The sequence below is a fragment of the Afipia sp. P52-10 genome (assembly GCF_000516555.1).
GTDB lineage: Bacteria > Pseudomonadota > Alphaproteobacteria > Rhizobiales > Xanthobacteraceae > P52-10.
On record NZ_AZSJ01000003.1, the window covers coordinates 1636357 to 1652006 of the forward strand.

The following is a 15650-nucleotide window of genomic DNA, read 5'->3' on the forward strand; positions in this document are numbered from 1 at the left end:
AGCGATACGCGGAACGGTATCATCAAACCGGGCGAATGACCTTCGTTTCGACCAGTGCGTGGAGATGCGCCCGTAAGCTGACTGGAATGTGCCCGCCTGTCACGAAGATGCCAGCCTCCATGTTCTTTTCGAGCGCGTGGCCGGTGAGGTTCGCACTCGTCAGGAATGCGATGCTGTCGTCAGCCACGGCTACCTTTGCATGCACCCGGCCGTTGGTGAATGGATGCGGCCGGTCGGTCCATGCGTACAGCAGAGCTGAGGGAACGCAGCCTCTCATCGTCGCCACAGGATCGACAAGCAAGCTGCCGCCCTGAGTCAATGAAGCCTCCACGAGAATTCGGGTTTCGACGCCCCGATCGATCGCCGAATTGATCGCGGCGATGATTGACGGGACGTCATAGGCGACGAAGCTGACGATGAAGAGTTCCGTCTTCGCACGCTGGATCAGATCCAAAAGCACCTGCTCGGTGCGTCGGGTAGCCACGAACGGTGTCGTCGGGCCAGTCCAAACCAATTCGACGCTGCTATCGCGTTGCGCCCGCAGCCGGGCGTGAGCGGCACCAATCAAGATTCCAGCCACGACATCGCCGGGAAGGGCAGATTGCTCCCACATGCTGATGAGAGAATCCAGAGCGGCGCGTGCAGCCGGCGTGCCGACCATCTGATGCAGCCCGCGATCCCGTTCTGATGGAGCGGTCCCGCGGAGTCGCGATGCAATCGCTTCGATCTTCGACGGCGAAAGCATGGCCACGAGTTCTGAGACCGCTTGCAGGAGCGGTGCCATCACGAGCTCCCGAAGAAGGCAGCGTCGGGATTTTCCAACGTGGGAACCACCAGGGCGCGATCCAGATGGCGATTGCCTCGTTCGCAGGATGTCTCCGAAACGAACGAACACGCGTGACAAGCCGCCCCATGCAGCGACTGATCCTTGCTAGGGTCGTGCTCGGAGCACAAAGGATCGGACGCGCAGATATGCGCGCGATCCAGAGCTTGGTGAAGCAACCGCCCGAGGTTCTCGGGCTTCCCCAATTCGACCAGTCCACCGAGCGTTCCGTCAGAGTCAGCGGCAGCGGTGTAGATGAGGAAGCCAGCTTGATCCTCGTCGCCGTCGACTTCGGCGTAAATTCGCTCGCGAATGCTGGCGGCATTGTAACCGCACTCGAGGGCCAATTCCCTAATCAGCATGTGCGCGAGCGTGTGGAGCATCACATATCGTGCGCCAGGATAGCCCTCATTCGGATCCAGATTTCGCTTATGGCGCCACCCGCGATGCCCCGTGCGCAAACGGGCGTCGAGCGACTTGACAGCATCCTTGTTCGCCCATGATTTCAGGGCGTCGGAGTTGAAGCGAATGAAAATTCCCTCGCCATGGACCTGGGTTGCCGGCACCCAATCGGGAGCCGAACGCCCGAGCGGAGCACGTGGCGCGGCGACGTCCCCTGTTCCTTCGTCGGGAGATTCGACACGCGTGAATCCCAGCAGTGCATTCACCTCGCGCAGCCGTTCCAGGAGCAGCACGCGTGTGATCGTCGTTTCGAAGCCCGGTGGAACTCCGACCTTCTTGCTCATGAAATGTGGATAGTCGGTCGGCGGATTCTCGGCGGTGAGGACATCCCATTCCGGACCCTTGAGATCACTTTGGCCGACGTCGGCCGCTCCATTCCGGTGGGCTTCTATGGCAGCCCATATCTGATCGTTCGTGAACTGCTCGATGCCGGGAAGCTGTGCGGTCTTCTTGAGCGTCTTGACGACGAAACCGACCTCATCAGGAGACGAGACGTCTTCAAAAAAAGTCCAGCCGTCTCCGACGAGTTGGGCCAAGGGGCTACCGGTTTGCGGGATGGCGAGGACCGATAAGGTCACCGGGAACCAGCTATTGGTGGCGCCAAGCAGAATGGCGCGCGGCTCTTCGGAGCAATCATCGTCGAAGCGATCGACGTGCGGATGCCTTCCCCGGCAGCTAGGGAGATTGTCGCGACCAGCCTGTCCAAAGGCTTGGGCCATGTTCTTCGAGGCGCCGCAGCCATCACATTTGACCCACAGATTCTCGGTCTGAAGCGAAGCGCCGCTCTCAAAGAATCTCAGCGTTGCTCGACAATCGCTCGGACCGCCATGAACGAACCAATGCCACGCAAAATCGTCCAAATGCCCGGCGCGACAAGCCATCAGAAAGCGGGCCGGAACGGCGTCGGCATCTCGTGCTCGCTGATCATTGTTCGAGCCGCGGCAACCCTCATGGACGAATCGGGTCAGCTCCGGGCGATATCTGTTTTCCTTCAGCTTGAACAAGCCGGCGTCATACGGCGATAGCAAGCCGCATTTCACGCAGCGCAGCCATCTCGGAAAAGGCTTCACTGGAACGCCGATCAGTGCAGCGGCGGAGAATGGATCAACGATGTCGCGTTCACCGATCGGCGGCATACGCAAGGAGTCTACTTGCGGACCGAGCGCGCTTCGGACGTTCGCCAGCAGCCGAGCTTCCTGGATCGGTTGGCATCTATCCCTTTCCCAACGGTCGATCCCCATGGTGACCACAGAGAGGTTGGGCAGGTCTATCAGCGCACCGGGACCGTAGGTCCACAAGAGCTGGCTGGGCCGGACTTCGCCTACGGGGGTCTTGCTCATAGGTCGTCCCCGTCCGCTTCGGTCACCCGAGCTCGCCAAGCCGGATCATTCGTCGAGCGTGCGTCTTCCATCACCAATCTCACTCCGGGCTCGACCTCACGCATCGACATCGGGACGGTCCAGTCGGTCCAAGGCTTGACACCTGGTGCTTCGAGCAGCGGATAAGCAGTCGGACCCGCACCATATTTCTGATAGACGAGCGTGCGGCCACCGACACCAGCTTCATTGGCCCATTCGTCTGCGCGGCTCTTCAACTCCGCCTCGGTCAATGCTTTCTTGCCCGAGTCTTCCGTGACCTCCCACGTCCGGGCGGCGACGGCTCGAATGGTTTCCAGCATCTCGCTGCGGCTCGGGCTGTTCATTGCACCAGCACCGGTGTTCGGGGCGAACGGGTCGTAGGAGTGGCGCATGATCGAGAGCATTGCGCCGGTGAGTCCGCGGTCCAGCGCTCGGGGTGAGAATGGTGTGACCGACTGCGCCTCGACGTGCTGATAAAAGGTCGCGTGATAATGTTCGAACGTCTCGTAATGCGAGAGATCACGCGGCCGCGCCCACGTGAGTACGGTGGCGACCAGGCCGGGGGGCGTGCGGCCCACGCGGCTGGTAGCTTGGATATATTCGGCCGTGCCCTTTGGCTGGCCGTTGACGACCATGACGCCTAGCCGGTTCACGTCGACGCCGACCGAAAGCATGTTCGTCGCCAGGACGACATCGATCGGGCGAGGATCTCCCGGATTCCTGCTCGAAGCCCATTTGCCTGTGGCCGGATCGAATGTCCCGTCGAAGGGCACTTCGAGCTGATCGAGGTAGCGCGGGATATCGTGGCTGGAGACGCGCGACGTCAACTCACGGACATCGTCGACCCGGCGTTGCGACAAGCCCGGTCGATCGACGAGGCTCATGCTCACGCGGAAGGAACGCGTCTGGACGTCGTCTTCTGCGAGGCGTTTCATTCCGCCGAGTTCACGCAGCGAGTTGAAGTAGCCGACGAGGGTCATATACGGATCGGCGACTGGGCCGAACCGGTCGAAGAGAGCTTGGGCCGCGGTGAGGAAGGCCGTGTACGTTCTGATCAGAACGGCGGGGCGAGAGCTGCCGGGCGCACATATTCCCATGTACCGCCTGCCGGGCTTTTCTTCGATGGGCCGCTGAACGGAGAAGAAGTTGTCTTCGACATCGAGGCCGGAAGGTGGGAACACAGAAATTCGCCGCATGAAGACGTTGCGCACCTGGTCCTCGGCGCGCCGCACCGTTGCAGTGGAAGCAACGACTTTTGGCCGGACCTTGGTCTCACCAAGCGGCCAACTGCTCAGCTCATCGACGGCGCTCTCATAGAGGCCGACCATCGTGCCGAGCGGGCCGCTGATGAGGTGGAACTCGTCCTGAATGATGAGGTCGGGAGGCCGGATGGCCCGTACCGGCTTCACCTTCGCGGCAGGATGTGCGCCGCGAGCGCGGTGGCCCGTACCGCAGTCGTGGCCCGGCCAAAGCAAACCGTGGCGTTCGCACTCCTGATCTACTCGGCCGAAGAGATTTCGGACCTCGGGCCGCCATGCCATCATGGCGAACTTGTCGACGGTCGCTATCATCATTGTCGGAGGGCGGTGATAGATCTCCTCGTCCACGACCTTTACCGGAAGGCCGGGATGAGCTTGGCCGTTCGAGCGCGCTTTGGAGAAATCGCAACGGCCGAGCTTGTCACCGCAGTGGATGAGCGTCCTGCCGACGATCCTGTCTACCTCAATGTCACGGCCCGGAGAAATTTCGGAACCGCACCACGGGCAACTCGTCAACTGGGCGGGTGAGGCGATGCCCGATCTGTTCCGATCACCATTGCGCAAAGCTTCGATCGCCTGATGCGCATCCTCGGTCCTGCCGGGCGTGACTCGGTTGCCGACCCATAGCCCGAGCGAGAAGGGCTCCCTACCCCAGATCTTCTCGTCGGCGCGGCGGATCACCTCCATCGCGCAGAGTAGGGCAGTCGCTCGCTGGAACTGCTGCAATGTCAGAAGACGCAGTGTGTATCTCATGATCACGGCGAGCCCGCGGGATGCGTCGAGCTCTCCGAGATCATTTTTCAAGCGGCGCATTGCCATGGCGAACGCCGCCACCCCGAGATAGGCCTCGGTCTTGCCGCCGCCCGTCGGGAACCACAGCAGATCGGCGAACGCTTCTACCGGTTTCGTGCGGTCCGGGTGGGCTGGATCGGCCAGCGATGGTACCGACAACAACAGAAACGCCAACTGGAATGGCCGCCATGACCTATTCTTTGGAATATCCAGTGTCGTGACGTCGACTTCCTCGTTCCGTCGCCGCTTGAGGGCATAGAGGCTGCGCACCCGTTGCAGAGCCATCGACTGGTTGGCGAAGCGAAATGCTCTCAATGCGCTGTCATCAGAAAAGAGGGTGCCCATACCCTCGCGAAGACGGCGCAAGGTCTCCTCGCATCGTGCGATCGCGTCTCGGCCGGAATCGTCGAAGCCGGTGATTTCAGTCTCCAGCCGCTTCCGCTGCTCTTCGATCCAGAGCGCGTAGTCGTCGATCAAGCATGAGAGCGCTTCGCGCAGCTCGTCCGATTCCATTTCCGCCAGGCGCGACATGTCGAGCCAGCCTTGATCGACCATCCGGCGCATGGCCGGGCGGTCCTTCGGATCGAGGCCCGGCGTTTCCGTCACCGCGACCTCATAGCGCGGGATGATCTCGGTCCGAATGTGATGTGCCTTGGCAACGTCATCGGGCGTTGTCGCGGCATGAACCGACACGCCGTGCCCGACCGCGAACTCGAGACGATCGCGGTAAATCAGAGCTAGCCGGTCGCGCTCGGGGTCATCGACGATGATCTCGCTGCTCGAACGTCGCCGGAAGACCGACTTATCCTGGGCACCCTCGGGAGCGGTGACGGCGATCTCCGGTTGGAAGAGCCAGGCCCGGTCCTTGTTGTCTTCCGGCTCCAACTGCCCGTTCACGAGGAACAGGGTGACGAGCCGTTCCCCTTTGCTGTTGGTCCGCACGGTGCCTTGGAGGCGAACGTCGGGCTGCTCCCGATCCGGTGTGGAGGGCCTTATCTGCCCGTCTGTGAGCGGCAACGAGACGACACCGCCGCACGGAATTCGCTTCCACACCTTGACCTTGGTTTCTTCCTCCTTGCCGGTCTCCCGATTTTTGCGGACCTTTACGACATCATGCTCATCGTTGGGCACGCGCTCATAGCGTCCCCATCGGGCCTCGACGGCGAGCGAGTTCACATCGGGCGCAACACAGAACGTCAGACCCATGCTCGACGGTACGAGGGATTGGTTGTTCGTGGTGTCGATCTCGTCGAGAGCGTCGTCTTCTGGTTCGACACGCCCCGATGCGCTTGCGAATTCGGCACCAGGCTCGTGGATCGGCGCCGTTCGTTCGTCCTCGAGATCGCCAATTTCATCCGCTGCGGCAGCGGGTTCGACGCGGGGCGCTTCATCCTCATCGGGCCGACGTGGTGCGAGCTTACCGACCAGGTAGCGGTCTCGGACGCTCATATCCTTGATGAGCTCGTGCGGCCCGCCGGCCGGGCCGAGCAGATCGTCACGCACGGCCAGCTCGAGAAGATCCCGGACGTAGACGACGTCTTCGATCAGCGGCAGCGCCCCCGGCTTTGCGACGCCGAGCAGCGGCAGGACGCGAAGGAAATCGTCCCATAGCAGTCGCGCGGCCGGTCCCGTCGGGGCGGTCAGGCCGAGGTCCACGAGGGGCACCGACGGGCCTATGGCGTGCCAATGGTCGAAATGGATCGTGGCGCCGTCGAGGTCCGAGCGGATGCGAAGGATACGACCCACCTCGGAGACGTTGCCGCCATCGTCCAGAACGACGGCCCAGTGGCCCTCCTCGATTGCACCGTGAGCGGTCGACCCGACGCCGATACGCACGGAATAACGGGGCGCGCTGGACGTCCTCTTGACGATCCAGGCGCTGACGGATGGCTCGGTGGTCGTGGTCAGATCGGCCATGGTCAATCGCCCCCCTCAATGGTCACCGGAAGAATATCTTCGAGGTCGAGCGTCGGTTCGGACGCAGAAGCAGCGCGTGATCTGCGCCCACGCGCCTTGCCGGAGCCAGCCGTCTCGCTATGCAGGCCTTGATCGACCTCTTCTTGGTAACGCTGCCGATTCAGCTCGGCCAAGCGACGCAGAACTTCTAGACGCGCCGGCTCTGAGATCGTGAACCGGATACGATCATTCTCGGGCAGGTAGGGCACCTCATGGAAACCGTGACCGAGATCAAGGTCGCCCCATTCGAAGGCGGCCGCGAGCGCATGGTCGATCTCCCGCTGTATCTCACGAAGTCGGTTGGTTTCCTTGGAACTGTCGGCTTCTGAGTGCACTCGGCCATACAGCTTCGTGAGGCCAATGCCGTCGGCGGTCATGACCTCGCGACGAGCCCGATCAAGTTCGTTACCCAGCGCTTCCAGCGAATTCGAAAGGGAGGAAGTCGGGAAAGGAAACGGCTCCAAAGCGTCTGTAGGCGAGTAACGCAGATCGTTCTTTAGTCGCGACGAGTGTTGCCAAGCGAAAGCCGCGTGAATGCTGCTTTGAACGGAAGCGAAATCCCCCCATTTCTCGCTTGCGAATATGACGGTCGCATCAGAATAGACGAATTCTGGAGAAACAAAACTGAACGCTAACGTTTTGCTTACACGCGTCACAGCCAAAACACGGCTCATTGGACGCTTGCTCTCACGCCATCCCGTGGGATGCCGTTCAAAGTGATGCCCACGCCCAATAGCGTGGTATAGCTCGGAGCGTGGTCGCCAGTGCAGCCACCATATTGACATTATATCTCGGTACGATTTTTCTCTGCTCTTCTTAAGGCGTTCTGGATAGACGTGATCTTGTAGCCATTGGAACGGCATCACATATTGCCGTGCTCTCTCTTCCGACCAATCCCAAAAATTTATGACGTAGCGAGACGGCTTTTGCTCGGGGTCAGAGTTAAGTTCCTGACCATTGAGATAGGGAAAGATTACATCCGCATTTTTGGGATCTGCATCTAACATGCGTTGGGCGTCGTCGGCCGTCAGGACGAATCCCATGCCGTTGACGAATGAACCAATGAACGCAAGTCCACTGTTCTGATGCAGCTTGGTTGGGCTCCACTCCTCACCTTCGGTCAAATAGGCGGAGATATAATCGACCTCCCTTCCGGTCAGGTGGCAAGGAGCTCTCCATGTACCTCGGTGCACGTGGACCCGGCTGGTTATGACTGCCGCTTTTCCGGGCCATGCTTCATTTGGGTATGCGCCGTATATGACAGCGCCGTCCCGCAACATCCATTCTAACCCGCTTTGCCGAGTGTCTCCTTCGGCTACCGAATTAGTCGCAAGAAGACCGAAGCCACCACCTTCGCGCAAATGGCTCCATGTGCGTCTGAAAAAATGAACAACGAGGTCGGCATTCCTGCTACTTCCAGAATGAGCGCGAACCAGCCACTCGCCGTAGGCTGTCCCGGCAACAGTGCTGATGCGTTTGCCGCCGACAAATGGCGGATTCCCAACGAAAGCGTCGAAGCCACCGTTCTCGCGCAGAAATACTTCGGGGAACTCGAGTGGCCAGTGGAATGGCCGTCGTACCGTCCCATCTGGGGAATCTTTGGCCAGGTCGCTAGATGCATCGCGCTTGAGCTTATCCTTCGCTTGGCTGTCGCCGCTCGCGGCGGCATCGGCGAATGCGGCCAATGTCTCGATTCTTGCGGTTCGATCGCCAGCCCGATCCTCGGCCAGAACGATGCCAACAAACGTATCGGCGATGAGATTCGGCAACGCCAGTTCGCCGCGCGATTGCGCATCGAGTGCCGCCATCGCTTCGACATCCTTTATGTCGCGAATTGGGATCTCCCGCAGACGCGCGCGAAGTGCGAGCGCCTTGTCGACCGCTGACCGGATGGTCCGACCGAACAACCGTAGCTGAGCCTTTCCCTTCGGGTTCATGTCGAGCTCGACGAGCTGACCGAGATCGTGAATACCGAGAAGGCTGTCGCCGCTGCGGAGATTGTGGTCGAGGAAACCAAAAGGCCGCCCCTTGGACATGGTGGTCAGCCAGAGCGAGAGCTTCGCCAATTCGACGGCGAGCGGGTTCCGATCCACACCATAAAGGCATCGCTCGGCGATGAGACGCCGCGCGAGGATCGCACGCTCTTCGGCATCCTGCGACAGGGGCTCGAAACCCGCGCCATCGCCTTCATTGAGAAGGCGGCCTTCGCTGTCGATCCGCGTGCCGCTTGCCTCGGTCACCGACCAGGCCTCGATCAGCCGATCGGAGAGCCAGCGGCACGCCTGGACAAGGAAGGCGCCCGATCCCATGGCGGGATCGCAGATCTTGAGATCTAGCAATTCCTCAGCGCTCTTCAACTCCCAGTCCTCGGACACCTTGCCCTCGGCGGGCCCACGATAGGCGACCGGCGTGAGGGTCTCCTCGACGATCTTCTCGGTCAGGCTCCTTGGCGTGTAATGCGTGCCGCTCTCGCGCCGATCCGCGCCGAGCACGACGACGAAGGCGCCTTTGTGGTGCACGAGCGGATAGCCCCAAGGATCCGTCCGCAAGAGGGGGGCGTAGGGCAGAATGCGATCGCGCAGACCGATGTCACCGCGGCAAACGGTGAGGAGTCGCGCGGCGAGACGATCATCGGCTGCCCGCTCAAGGGCGTTGCGAATGGCGGACTCCGAGCGTTCGCTGCGTTCCTTCAACAGTTCGGCGACCCTCGACGTGCCATCCAGACGCGCCGACTCAATCTCGCCGAGCGTCACACGTGGGCTCTTGGCCTTCGCGCCGCTGTCGAGTTCCAGGGTCACATCGTCGACGCGTTTCACCGTCCGTTCGAGGAGACCCTCGTACACGTGGCCGATCTGCTCCACGTCGAGTGCGCGATAGGACAGCGTGCGGCCTTCGAAGGTCTGGATCGCTTCCAGCAGGAGCAGAACGGTGCGGTCGTCGATCGGCAACGGTTCCGCAGGATCACTGCGCCAGTTCGTTCCCTTCTTGCGCCCTTCGAGGAAAGGATAGCGGTCGGGATCGAACAGCGAGCCACCGAGTGCCGGAAGGCGCAGCGTCGGATGGTCGATGCCGCCATAGACGCCACGAAACAGGGCAAGCAACCGCGACCAACCAGACCGGCGACGCTCAAGGATTTCTTCGGAATCCGCACGCAGCTGCATCCGCAGGCTGGAGATGGCGTAGAAAGAGTCGTAGCGCGGATCGCCGAGGAGCAGCAGGGCGCGTTCCTCGGCTGCCAGCAGGAAGACGAGCCGCATCATGACCGTCAGGCCAGCCTCGTAGAGTTCTTGCGGATCGACATCGCGCAGAAGTTCGCGGTTGCGGTCCTGGTCGGCACGATCCAGAGCTTGAACGAGTACTTCGACCGCGCGCCGGACCTGCTCGCCCAGCGCTTCGGTCACATCGTCCTGGTGCTTGAGGGACCGCTCATAGAGCGCTGGCAGCTTTCCCTCGTCTGGCCCGAAGAAGCGGCGGATGCCCAGCAGGCTGACGAAGGCGCGCAGGGTTTCCGGCTCCTGGCCCCACAAGCGGGCATACCAGCTCGCAAAGCTGGCTACGCTGCCAATGGGGGCGTGTGCGAGCATCCAGCGTTCGCCGTTGGTTACGATGCCAGTTGGGCAGCCGGTTGCCCGGAGCAGTGACACCATCCGATCGGCTGGTGTCGTAGCAAGGCCATCGAAGCGGCGCGTCGCGTCCAGATCAGTGTCGGGCTCATATACGTGGATGAGCAGGAGTGGCTCGTCCCCTTGCGTCGGGTTGACCACCGCCAGATCGGGCGCGACCGTCACGCCGTGCTCGGGCATCAAGACCTCAAAGCGATCCGGCATGGCCGAGTTGCGTCGTAATACCTCGGCATCCATTTCGAGTGCGCCGACCAGGACTTCGTCGATCCACGCCGCATGCAGCGCCGCCAAATCGAGGTCGTCCATGTCTACGGCGTCGCGCCATTCCTCATACGTTCGGCGCAGGCGCTGCGGGCGACCCGAAGGCAGGGCTTCGAGGCCTTGCGGGAAGACGTCCCTTAGTACCGGCACCGCCAGGAACGGCCCCGATACTTCAATGAGGTTCAGCCACTCGTGATCGTTACTCATCCGCGCTTCTCCGACGCGAGAGAGTTCGGGACCAGCAGGACCACGGCTACGGGAAACGTGTGGTCGATGGCGTTCGAGTGCCTTTGTTCGATTGCGCGCACTTCTTGCTCTCGTTCCTGCGGGATTCGTGCCAGGCGCGCCTCTAGTGCTGCGCGGTCGCGTCTCAGCTGAGTGCGCTCATCCTCAGAGAAGAGGGAGAGCTGCTGCGGTTGCTGCTCCGCAGCGAGTTCGGTCCTGAGCGCCCGCTCTAGATCATCGAGTACTTGGCGGATGTCCTCGGCCTCCTTACGCTTCCGCGCGTCGATCGTGTTGGCGAGGAAACGCAGCCTGTCCTTTGATCGTGCTTCGATCGCCGCCAATACGGCGTCACGCTGTTTGTCGAACCGGGTTCGCAACGCGTCGAAGAGCGAATCTGAAAGCGTCGCCGGTTGCGAGTCGTCAAGCCAGCGGCGCACCTCTGTGACCCTATCCTCACGCCGAAACCCGGCATCGCGCAGATATCCGCCCGCCTCGGTGAGTTCCTCGTGCAGCCGGTGATGGTTCCCTCCGGTCACCACGAGCCGCGACATGACGACCACGGCCGGTCCCTCAATGCGACCGTCGGGCAGTGAGCGAACGGTTACGCGGTGGAGCCTTTTTACATCGTCCCGCGCCCAGATTTCCGCGCGCAGGAGACGGAGGCTCATCTGAACCAGACGGTGATTGAGGTGGACGAGAACGACGTCGTCACGACTTTTGGCGACATCGTGGTCGAAGGTTATGGGGCGGACCCGCTGGGAATAGGGGTGTTCGAGCCCTTCCAGACAGCGAGACCACGATCCTGACAATGGCGGCAGGCGAAAGATCGTCCCGTCTGGCGCTCCGGTAAGGGTGACGGGTTCCAGGTCGGGTTTGTCCGCGAGGCGAAGTGCGGTGCGGACGGCCCGTTCGATGTGGTCGGGCAACAGGCTTTGCTCTTGTCTGGTCTCGGTCAGACGTTCGTGGAGCCTGGAGACGCGGTCACGGAGGTCGCGTTCGGCCTTCACGAAACGCCGGGATTTCTCCATTCGGGCTTCGGCCAGACGGGTGTCGAGGTTGCGGCGGCGGCCCTCAAGGAGATCCGGCAACTGAGGCGCGATGACCGGGTTTACGCTGCCCATGTCGGCCCGCATCGCCTCCAGCTTGCGGAGCGCCCGCAGGATATCGTCACCGTGACCGCCCTCGGCATCCACTGGGTGCCAGATGACGACCTCGCTGGAGCGTTGGCCGTGCCGGTCGATACGGCCGTTCCGTTGCTCCATGACGTTCGGGTTGTAGGGAATCTCCAAGTGAATCATCAGGTGGCAGTGGTTCTGGAGATCAATGCCCTCCGATGCGGCGTCTGTCGCCAGCAGGATTCTCACGGGGGACTCGGAAGGGCTGGCTTGGAACGCCGCCTTGACCGTTTCGCGCTCCTTCGGATCCATGCCGCCGTAGATCAAAGCCAAGCGCTCACCGCCGAGATCCTGTGCGGCGAGGATTTCATGCATCCATTGCTGGGTGGTCCGGTACTCGGTGAACAGGATCACCCGCTCATTCGTCCACTGATCGCCGTTCTTGAGGTGTGTGGCCAGCCACTCCAGCACGGCGCGAGCCTTCGCGTCTGTTCTGTGCGCCGCCTGCTGTGCCCAAGAACGCAATTGGCCGAGCATCCGCCGTTCCTCGTCGGTTGGTGGCCGCACGTGCTTGCCGGCTTCTTCGATCGCTTCCGCTTCGGCCGCTTCGCGCTGAGCATCGTCCGCGTAGTCCTCTTCCGTCTTCGCGATGGCTCGACGAAGGATGCGATCATCCAGTTTCTTCCGGTTGCGCTCGCCGGAGGCCCGATCCTCGATGGTCGCGATGTGCCGTTCGAGGGTGGCTGCGAAGGCTGCCGGGGATGACGATAGGCGTTTGCGGAGCAATTGGTGGACGAAGTGGTCGACGGCGCGCCCACCGTCCGATCCCCCTTCGCGGCTGGCTATATATGCATCGAGGAGGAGTCGGACCTTCCTCTCGTCATCCGCATACTCGATCGGAAGAGCTTCGAGACGCCGCTCGGGATAGATGCGGTTGCCCTTCGCATCGACGAGATCGCTTTTCAGACGTCGCACCATGACCCGGGCGAGCTGAGGCTCACTCGGCATGACATTTCTCGCGAACCGCTGGTCGTCGAGGAGCTCGAGCAACGCCGTGAACGACTCCGTATAGCCGTCGTGTGGCGTCGCCGTGAGAAATAGCTTGTGCTGGAAATGGGGCGCGACCAGACGCACCAGTCGTGTCCTGAGGCTTTCGACGGCGTAACGCCCGACGGTCGGCGCGACGTTGTGCGCCTCATCGATTATTAGCAGATCGAACTTGCGGGGATGGCTGACGTGCGGCGGCAGCGCGTCGCGCAGGAGGCGCAGCCCTTCGCCCTGCTTGGCCCAGTCCATCGAAGTTATGAGACGAGGAAACGATGTCCACGGATTGGCGTGCAGTCCTCGCTCGCGGCGCAGACGCTTCACGTATTCGGTATCGACGATCCGAAACTCGAGCCCGAATTTCTCCTGCATCTCGATGCGCCACTTCTCCTGCAAAGAGGCCGGGCAGAGCACCAGGACGGTACGGGCGCGGTGTCGAAGAAGCATTTCTTGAACGACGAGGCCAGCCTCGATGGTCTTGCCCAAGCCGACGTCATCCGCGATCAGCAAGCTAGTACGAGCCATGTCGATGGCGCGCACAAGAGGATCGAGCTGGAAATCCTCGATGCTGACGCCACTGCGGAAAGGTGCCTGCAGATAGCCACGGTCGGCGTTAGTAGCGGCACCCCAACGAACGGCATCAAGAAAGGCTTGCAGCGTCGCTGGATCGTCCAAGCCCGTGACTCGAGGCAGTCCGGCGCGCTCAATGACGTGAGCGCCCGGTTCGAGTTCCCACAGAACCTCAATTTCCTCTCCGAGTGCGTCCTCATCGATCGATGCAAGACGGACGAGGTGTCGCTTGGGGAGACCTGGCGCAACGGAGCCGCCATCCACCTCTGAAACGATCCACTGGCGACGCCGTGCTTCAACCAATTGTCCAGGCTCGGGGGCGGTATTATGGGCGACCTTGGCTGCGACTTCTTCTACGGTCATCGACATAGGTCGGTCCCATTCTTCTTGCGCGCCTCGACGAGCTCAGCGATCCGGTTCGCGGCGTCGCCGGCGTCTTCGTGTTCCCATATCCGAACGATCTCCCAACCAAGCGCTTCCAGCCGCTGGTCGGTATCGGCATCCCTGGAGCGATTGGTTTCGATTTTTTCGCGCCAGAAATCGGCATTGCTCTTCGGCCAGGAGGCGTGCTGGGGACAGCCGTGCCAGAAGCAGCCGTCGACGAATACGGCTATCCGTGCACTGGGGAAGACGATATCAGCAACGCGCCTGGGCTTGGTCAGCAGCGGCACGTGGAGACGATAGCGAAGGCCTCTGGCATGCAGAACCTTGCGAAGACCTAGCTCTGCTCGCGTGCCCTTCTGCCGCACGCGGGCCATCCGATGGCTTGCATCATGCGACGAGGGACTTACGCGCGACATTCGCGATGCCTCCCTTCCTCTTACCTTTCGTCCTCTCGGCCCCTAGGTGTGACACTATGCTTTGGCCGATTACCTCTCCGAGCGTGACCGGCACTGCGTTCCCGATCATCCTGCCCAAGGCCTTGAAATGAACGGGGCCTCCCTTCGGGATGAAGGAATAGGACTTGGGGAATCCTTGAAGGATCGCCCCTTCTCGCAGCGAGACGGCGCGATCCTGTTCGGGGTGTCCGAACCGGCCGTTCCCGAAGCCGTAGAACTGGGTCGTCAGGGTCGGAGCGGGTTCGTCCCAATGCATCCGACCATAGACGCCCGGATAGGTTTGGCCAGTCTCGCGACGGTGGCAGTCGGCGACGAGATGCTTCGGCCAGTCCCGCCAAGTGCCACCGGGGCGAGATGCACGAATTCTCTCGAGGTTCAGTTCGGAGAGCTTGGATGCCGCGTGCAACGGGTCCTTCGGGTGGGCTCCGCCTTGGGTGATCGGTACGAGCTTGCCGATCGCTTCGCGAACGGTCGTTGGTCGATCATGTGTTGGGGCGACCAGTTCGATGGGGCCGAGGCGGGAGGCGAGCAACACCATGCGTCGCCGATTTTGCGGCAGTCCGTAGAGGGAGCAATCAACCACATCCTGGTGAACGTGGTACCCCATTTTCCGAAGCGTCTCGACGAAGTCGTCGAACACCGCGTGCTTGGCAACCGACGGAACGTTCTCCATCGTGACAAGATCGGGGCGCGTCCCTTTGATCAGTCGTCCGAATTGGTAGAGCAGCCCCCATCGGGGGCTTCCGACCACGTCGTAACGCTGGGCATATGTCGAGAACGGCTGGCAGGGGGCGCACCCGGCTAAAACCCGGATATCGGCACCGCCAAACAACTCGTTGATACGCTTTGGAGAGATACGCCCCACGTCTTCCTTGATGAAGCGCGCTGCGTTGTTGGCTTCGAACGGGTGACGACATGCTTCGTCGACGTCGATGCCTGCGACGACCCTGATGCCTTCCGATATCAGGCCGTGCGTGAGCCCGCCGGCTCCACAGAAAAGGTCGACGCATGCAATATCATTCATCCTCTTGTTTTCCCCCTGCATGCTTCCCCTTCGGTGAAGTCAGCCCAGCCGCTTCATTTTCCTTATAATCGTCCGATGCTTTTCCGGTCCTGACCCAGTCATCAATTTCATCGGTCTTGAACTTCCAAAGTCTACCGACCTTGTGGGCTGGCATGTCTTTCTTGGCGATCCAGCCGTAGACCGTGTCTTTGCTGACACCGAGATATTCAGCGATCTCCTCTACGGAGACCCAGCGGTCGGACATGGTGCGGCCTTTCAGCAGCCAGCTCGATTCAGGGCGCAAGTATTTCACTCGACCG

8 protein-coding genes are annotated in these 15650 nt (G+C 61.5%); all 8 read right to left on the reverse strand.

The window, feature by feature from the left end; genetic code table 11:
- Nucleotides 1-22: 22 nt before the first annotated feature.
- The 8 genes from drmC to mads1 are packed head-to-tail and all read right to left on the reverse strand — an operon-like array spanning nucleotide 23 to nucleotide 15595.
- Nucleotides 23-784: a DISARM system phospholipase D-like protein DrmC gene (drmC, locus tag X566_RS09130; RefSeq protein WP_034465424.1), complete on the reverse strand. Its 762-nt coding sequence runs from the start codon at nucleotides 782-784 to the stop codon at nucleotides 23-25.
- On the reverse strand, nucleotides 784-2625 hold the full coding sequence (gene drmB, locus X566_RS09135) for a DUF1998 domain-containing protein (RefSeq protein WP_034465427.1): 1842 nt from the start codon (nucleotides 2623-2625) through the stop codon (nucleotides 784-786). Before drmB ends, drmC begins: the two co-directional genes overlap by 1 nt.
- The gene (gene drmA / locus X566_RS09140) at nucleotides 2622-6611 is read right to left on the reverse strand and encodes a DISARM system helicase DrmA (RefSeq protein WP_034465429.1); all 3990 of its coding nucleotides are present in this window, start codon (nucleotides 6609-6611) and stop codon (nucleotides 2622-2624) included. Before drmA ends, drmB begins: the two co-directional genes overlap by 4 nt.
- 2 nt (nucleotides 6612-6613) lie before the next feature.
- Nucleotides 6614-10741 carry an Eco57I restriction-modification methylase domain-containing protein gene (locus tag X566_RS09145; RefSeq protein WP_193786189.1) on the reverse strand — a complete coding sequence of 1376 codons (4128 nt, stop codon included), beginning with the start codon at nucleotides 10739-10741 and terminating at the stop codon, nucleotides 6614-6616.
- Nucleotides 10738-13857, reverse strand: coding sequence for a DISARM system SNF2-like helicase DrmD (gene drmD / locus X566_RS09150; protein ID WP_081740108.1), 3120 nt, complete (start codon nucleotides 13855-13857; stop codon nucleotides 10738-10740). The genes X566_RS09145 and drmD overlap by 4 nt, the downstream gene beginning before the upstream one ends.
- Entirely contained in the window at nucleotides 13848-14288 is a 441-nt protein-coding gene (locus tag X566_RS09155) for a very short patch repair endonuclease (RefSeq protein WP_034465433.1), read from the reverse strand. Before X566_RS09155 ends, drmD begins: the two co-directional genes overlap by 10 nt.
- Nucleotides 14260-15351: a DNA cytosine methyltransferase gene (locus tag X566_RS09160; protein WP_051443966.1), complete on the reverse strand. Its 1092-nt coding sequence runs from the start codon at nucleotides 15349-15351 to the stop codon at nucleotides 14260-14262. Before X566_RS09160 ends, X566_RS09155 begins: the two co-directional genes overlap by 29 nt.
- Nucleotides 15344-15595, reverse strand: a complete 252-nt coding sequence (mads1, locus tag X566_RS09165) for a methylation-associated defense system helix-turn-helix domain-containing protein MAD1 (protein WP_051443967.1) — start codon at nucleotides 15593-15595, stop codon at nucleotides 15344-15346. Before mads1 ends, X566_RS09160 begins: the two co-directional genes overlap by 8 nt.
- Between the last annotated feature and the right edge of the window lie 55 nt (nucleotides 15596-15650).

Excerpts from the sequence above, each read along its gene's own strand:
- drmC (WP_034465424.1), bottom strand. The coding sequence starts at position 784 with ATGGCACCGCTCCTGCAAGCGGTCTCAGAACTCGTGGCCATGCTTTCG.
- drmB (WP_034465427.1), bottom strand. The coding sequence starts at position 2,625 with ATGAGCAAGACCCCCGTAGGCGAAGTCCGGCCCAGCCAGCTCTTGTGG.
- drmA (WP_034465429.1), bottom strand. The coding sequence starts at position 6,611 with ATGGCCGATCTGACCACGACCACCGAGCCATCCGTCAGCGCCTGGATC.
- X566_RS09145 (WP_193786189.1), bottom strand. The coding sequence starts at position 10,741 with ATGAGTAACGATCACGAGTGGCTGAACCTCATTGAAGTATCGGGGCCG.
- drmD (WP_081740108.1), bottom strand. The coding sequence starts at position 13,857 with ATGTCGATGACCGTAGAAGAAGTCGCAGCCAAGGTCGCCCATAATACC.
- X566_RS09155 (WP_034465433.1), bottom strand. The coding sequence starts at position 14,288 with ATGTCGCGCGTAAGTCCCTCGTCGCATGATGCAAGCCATCGGATGGCC.
- X566_RS09160 (WP_051443966.1), bottom strand. The coding sequence starts at position 15,351 with ATGAATGATATTGCATGCGTCGACCTTTTCTGTGGAGCCGGCGGGCTC.
- mads1 (WP_051443967.1), bottom strand. The coding sequence starts at position 15,595 with ATGTCCGACCGCTGGGTCTCCGTAGAGGAGATCGCTGAATATCTCGGT.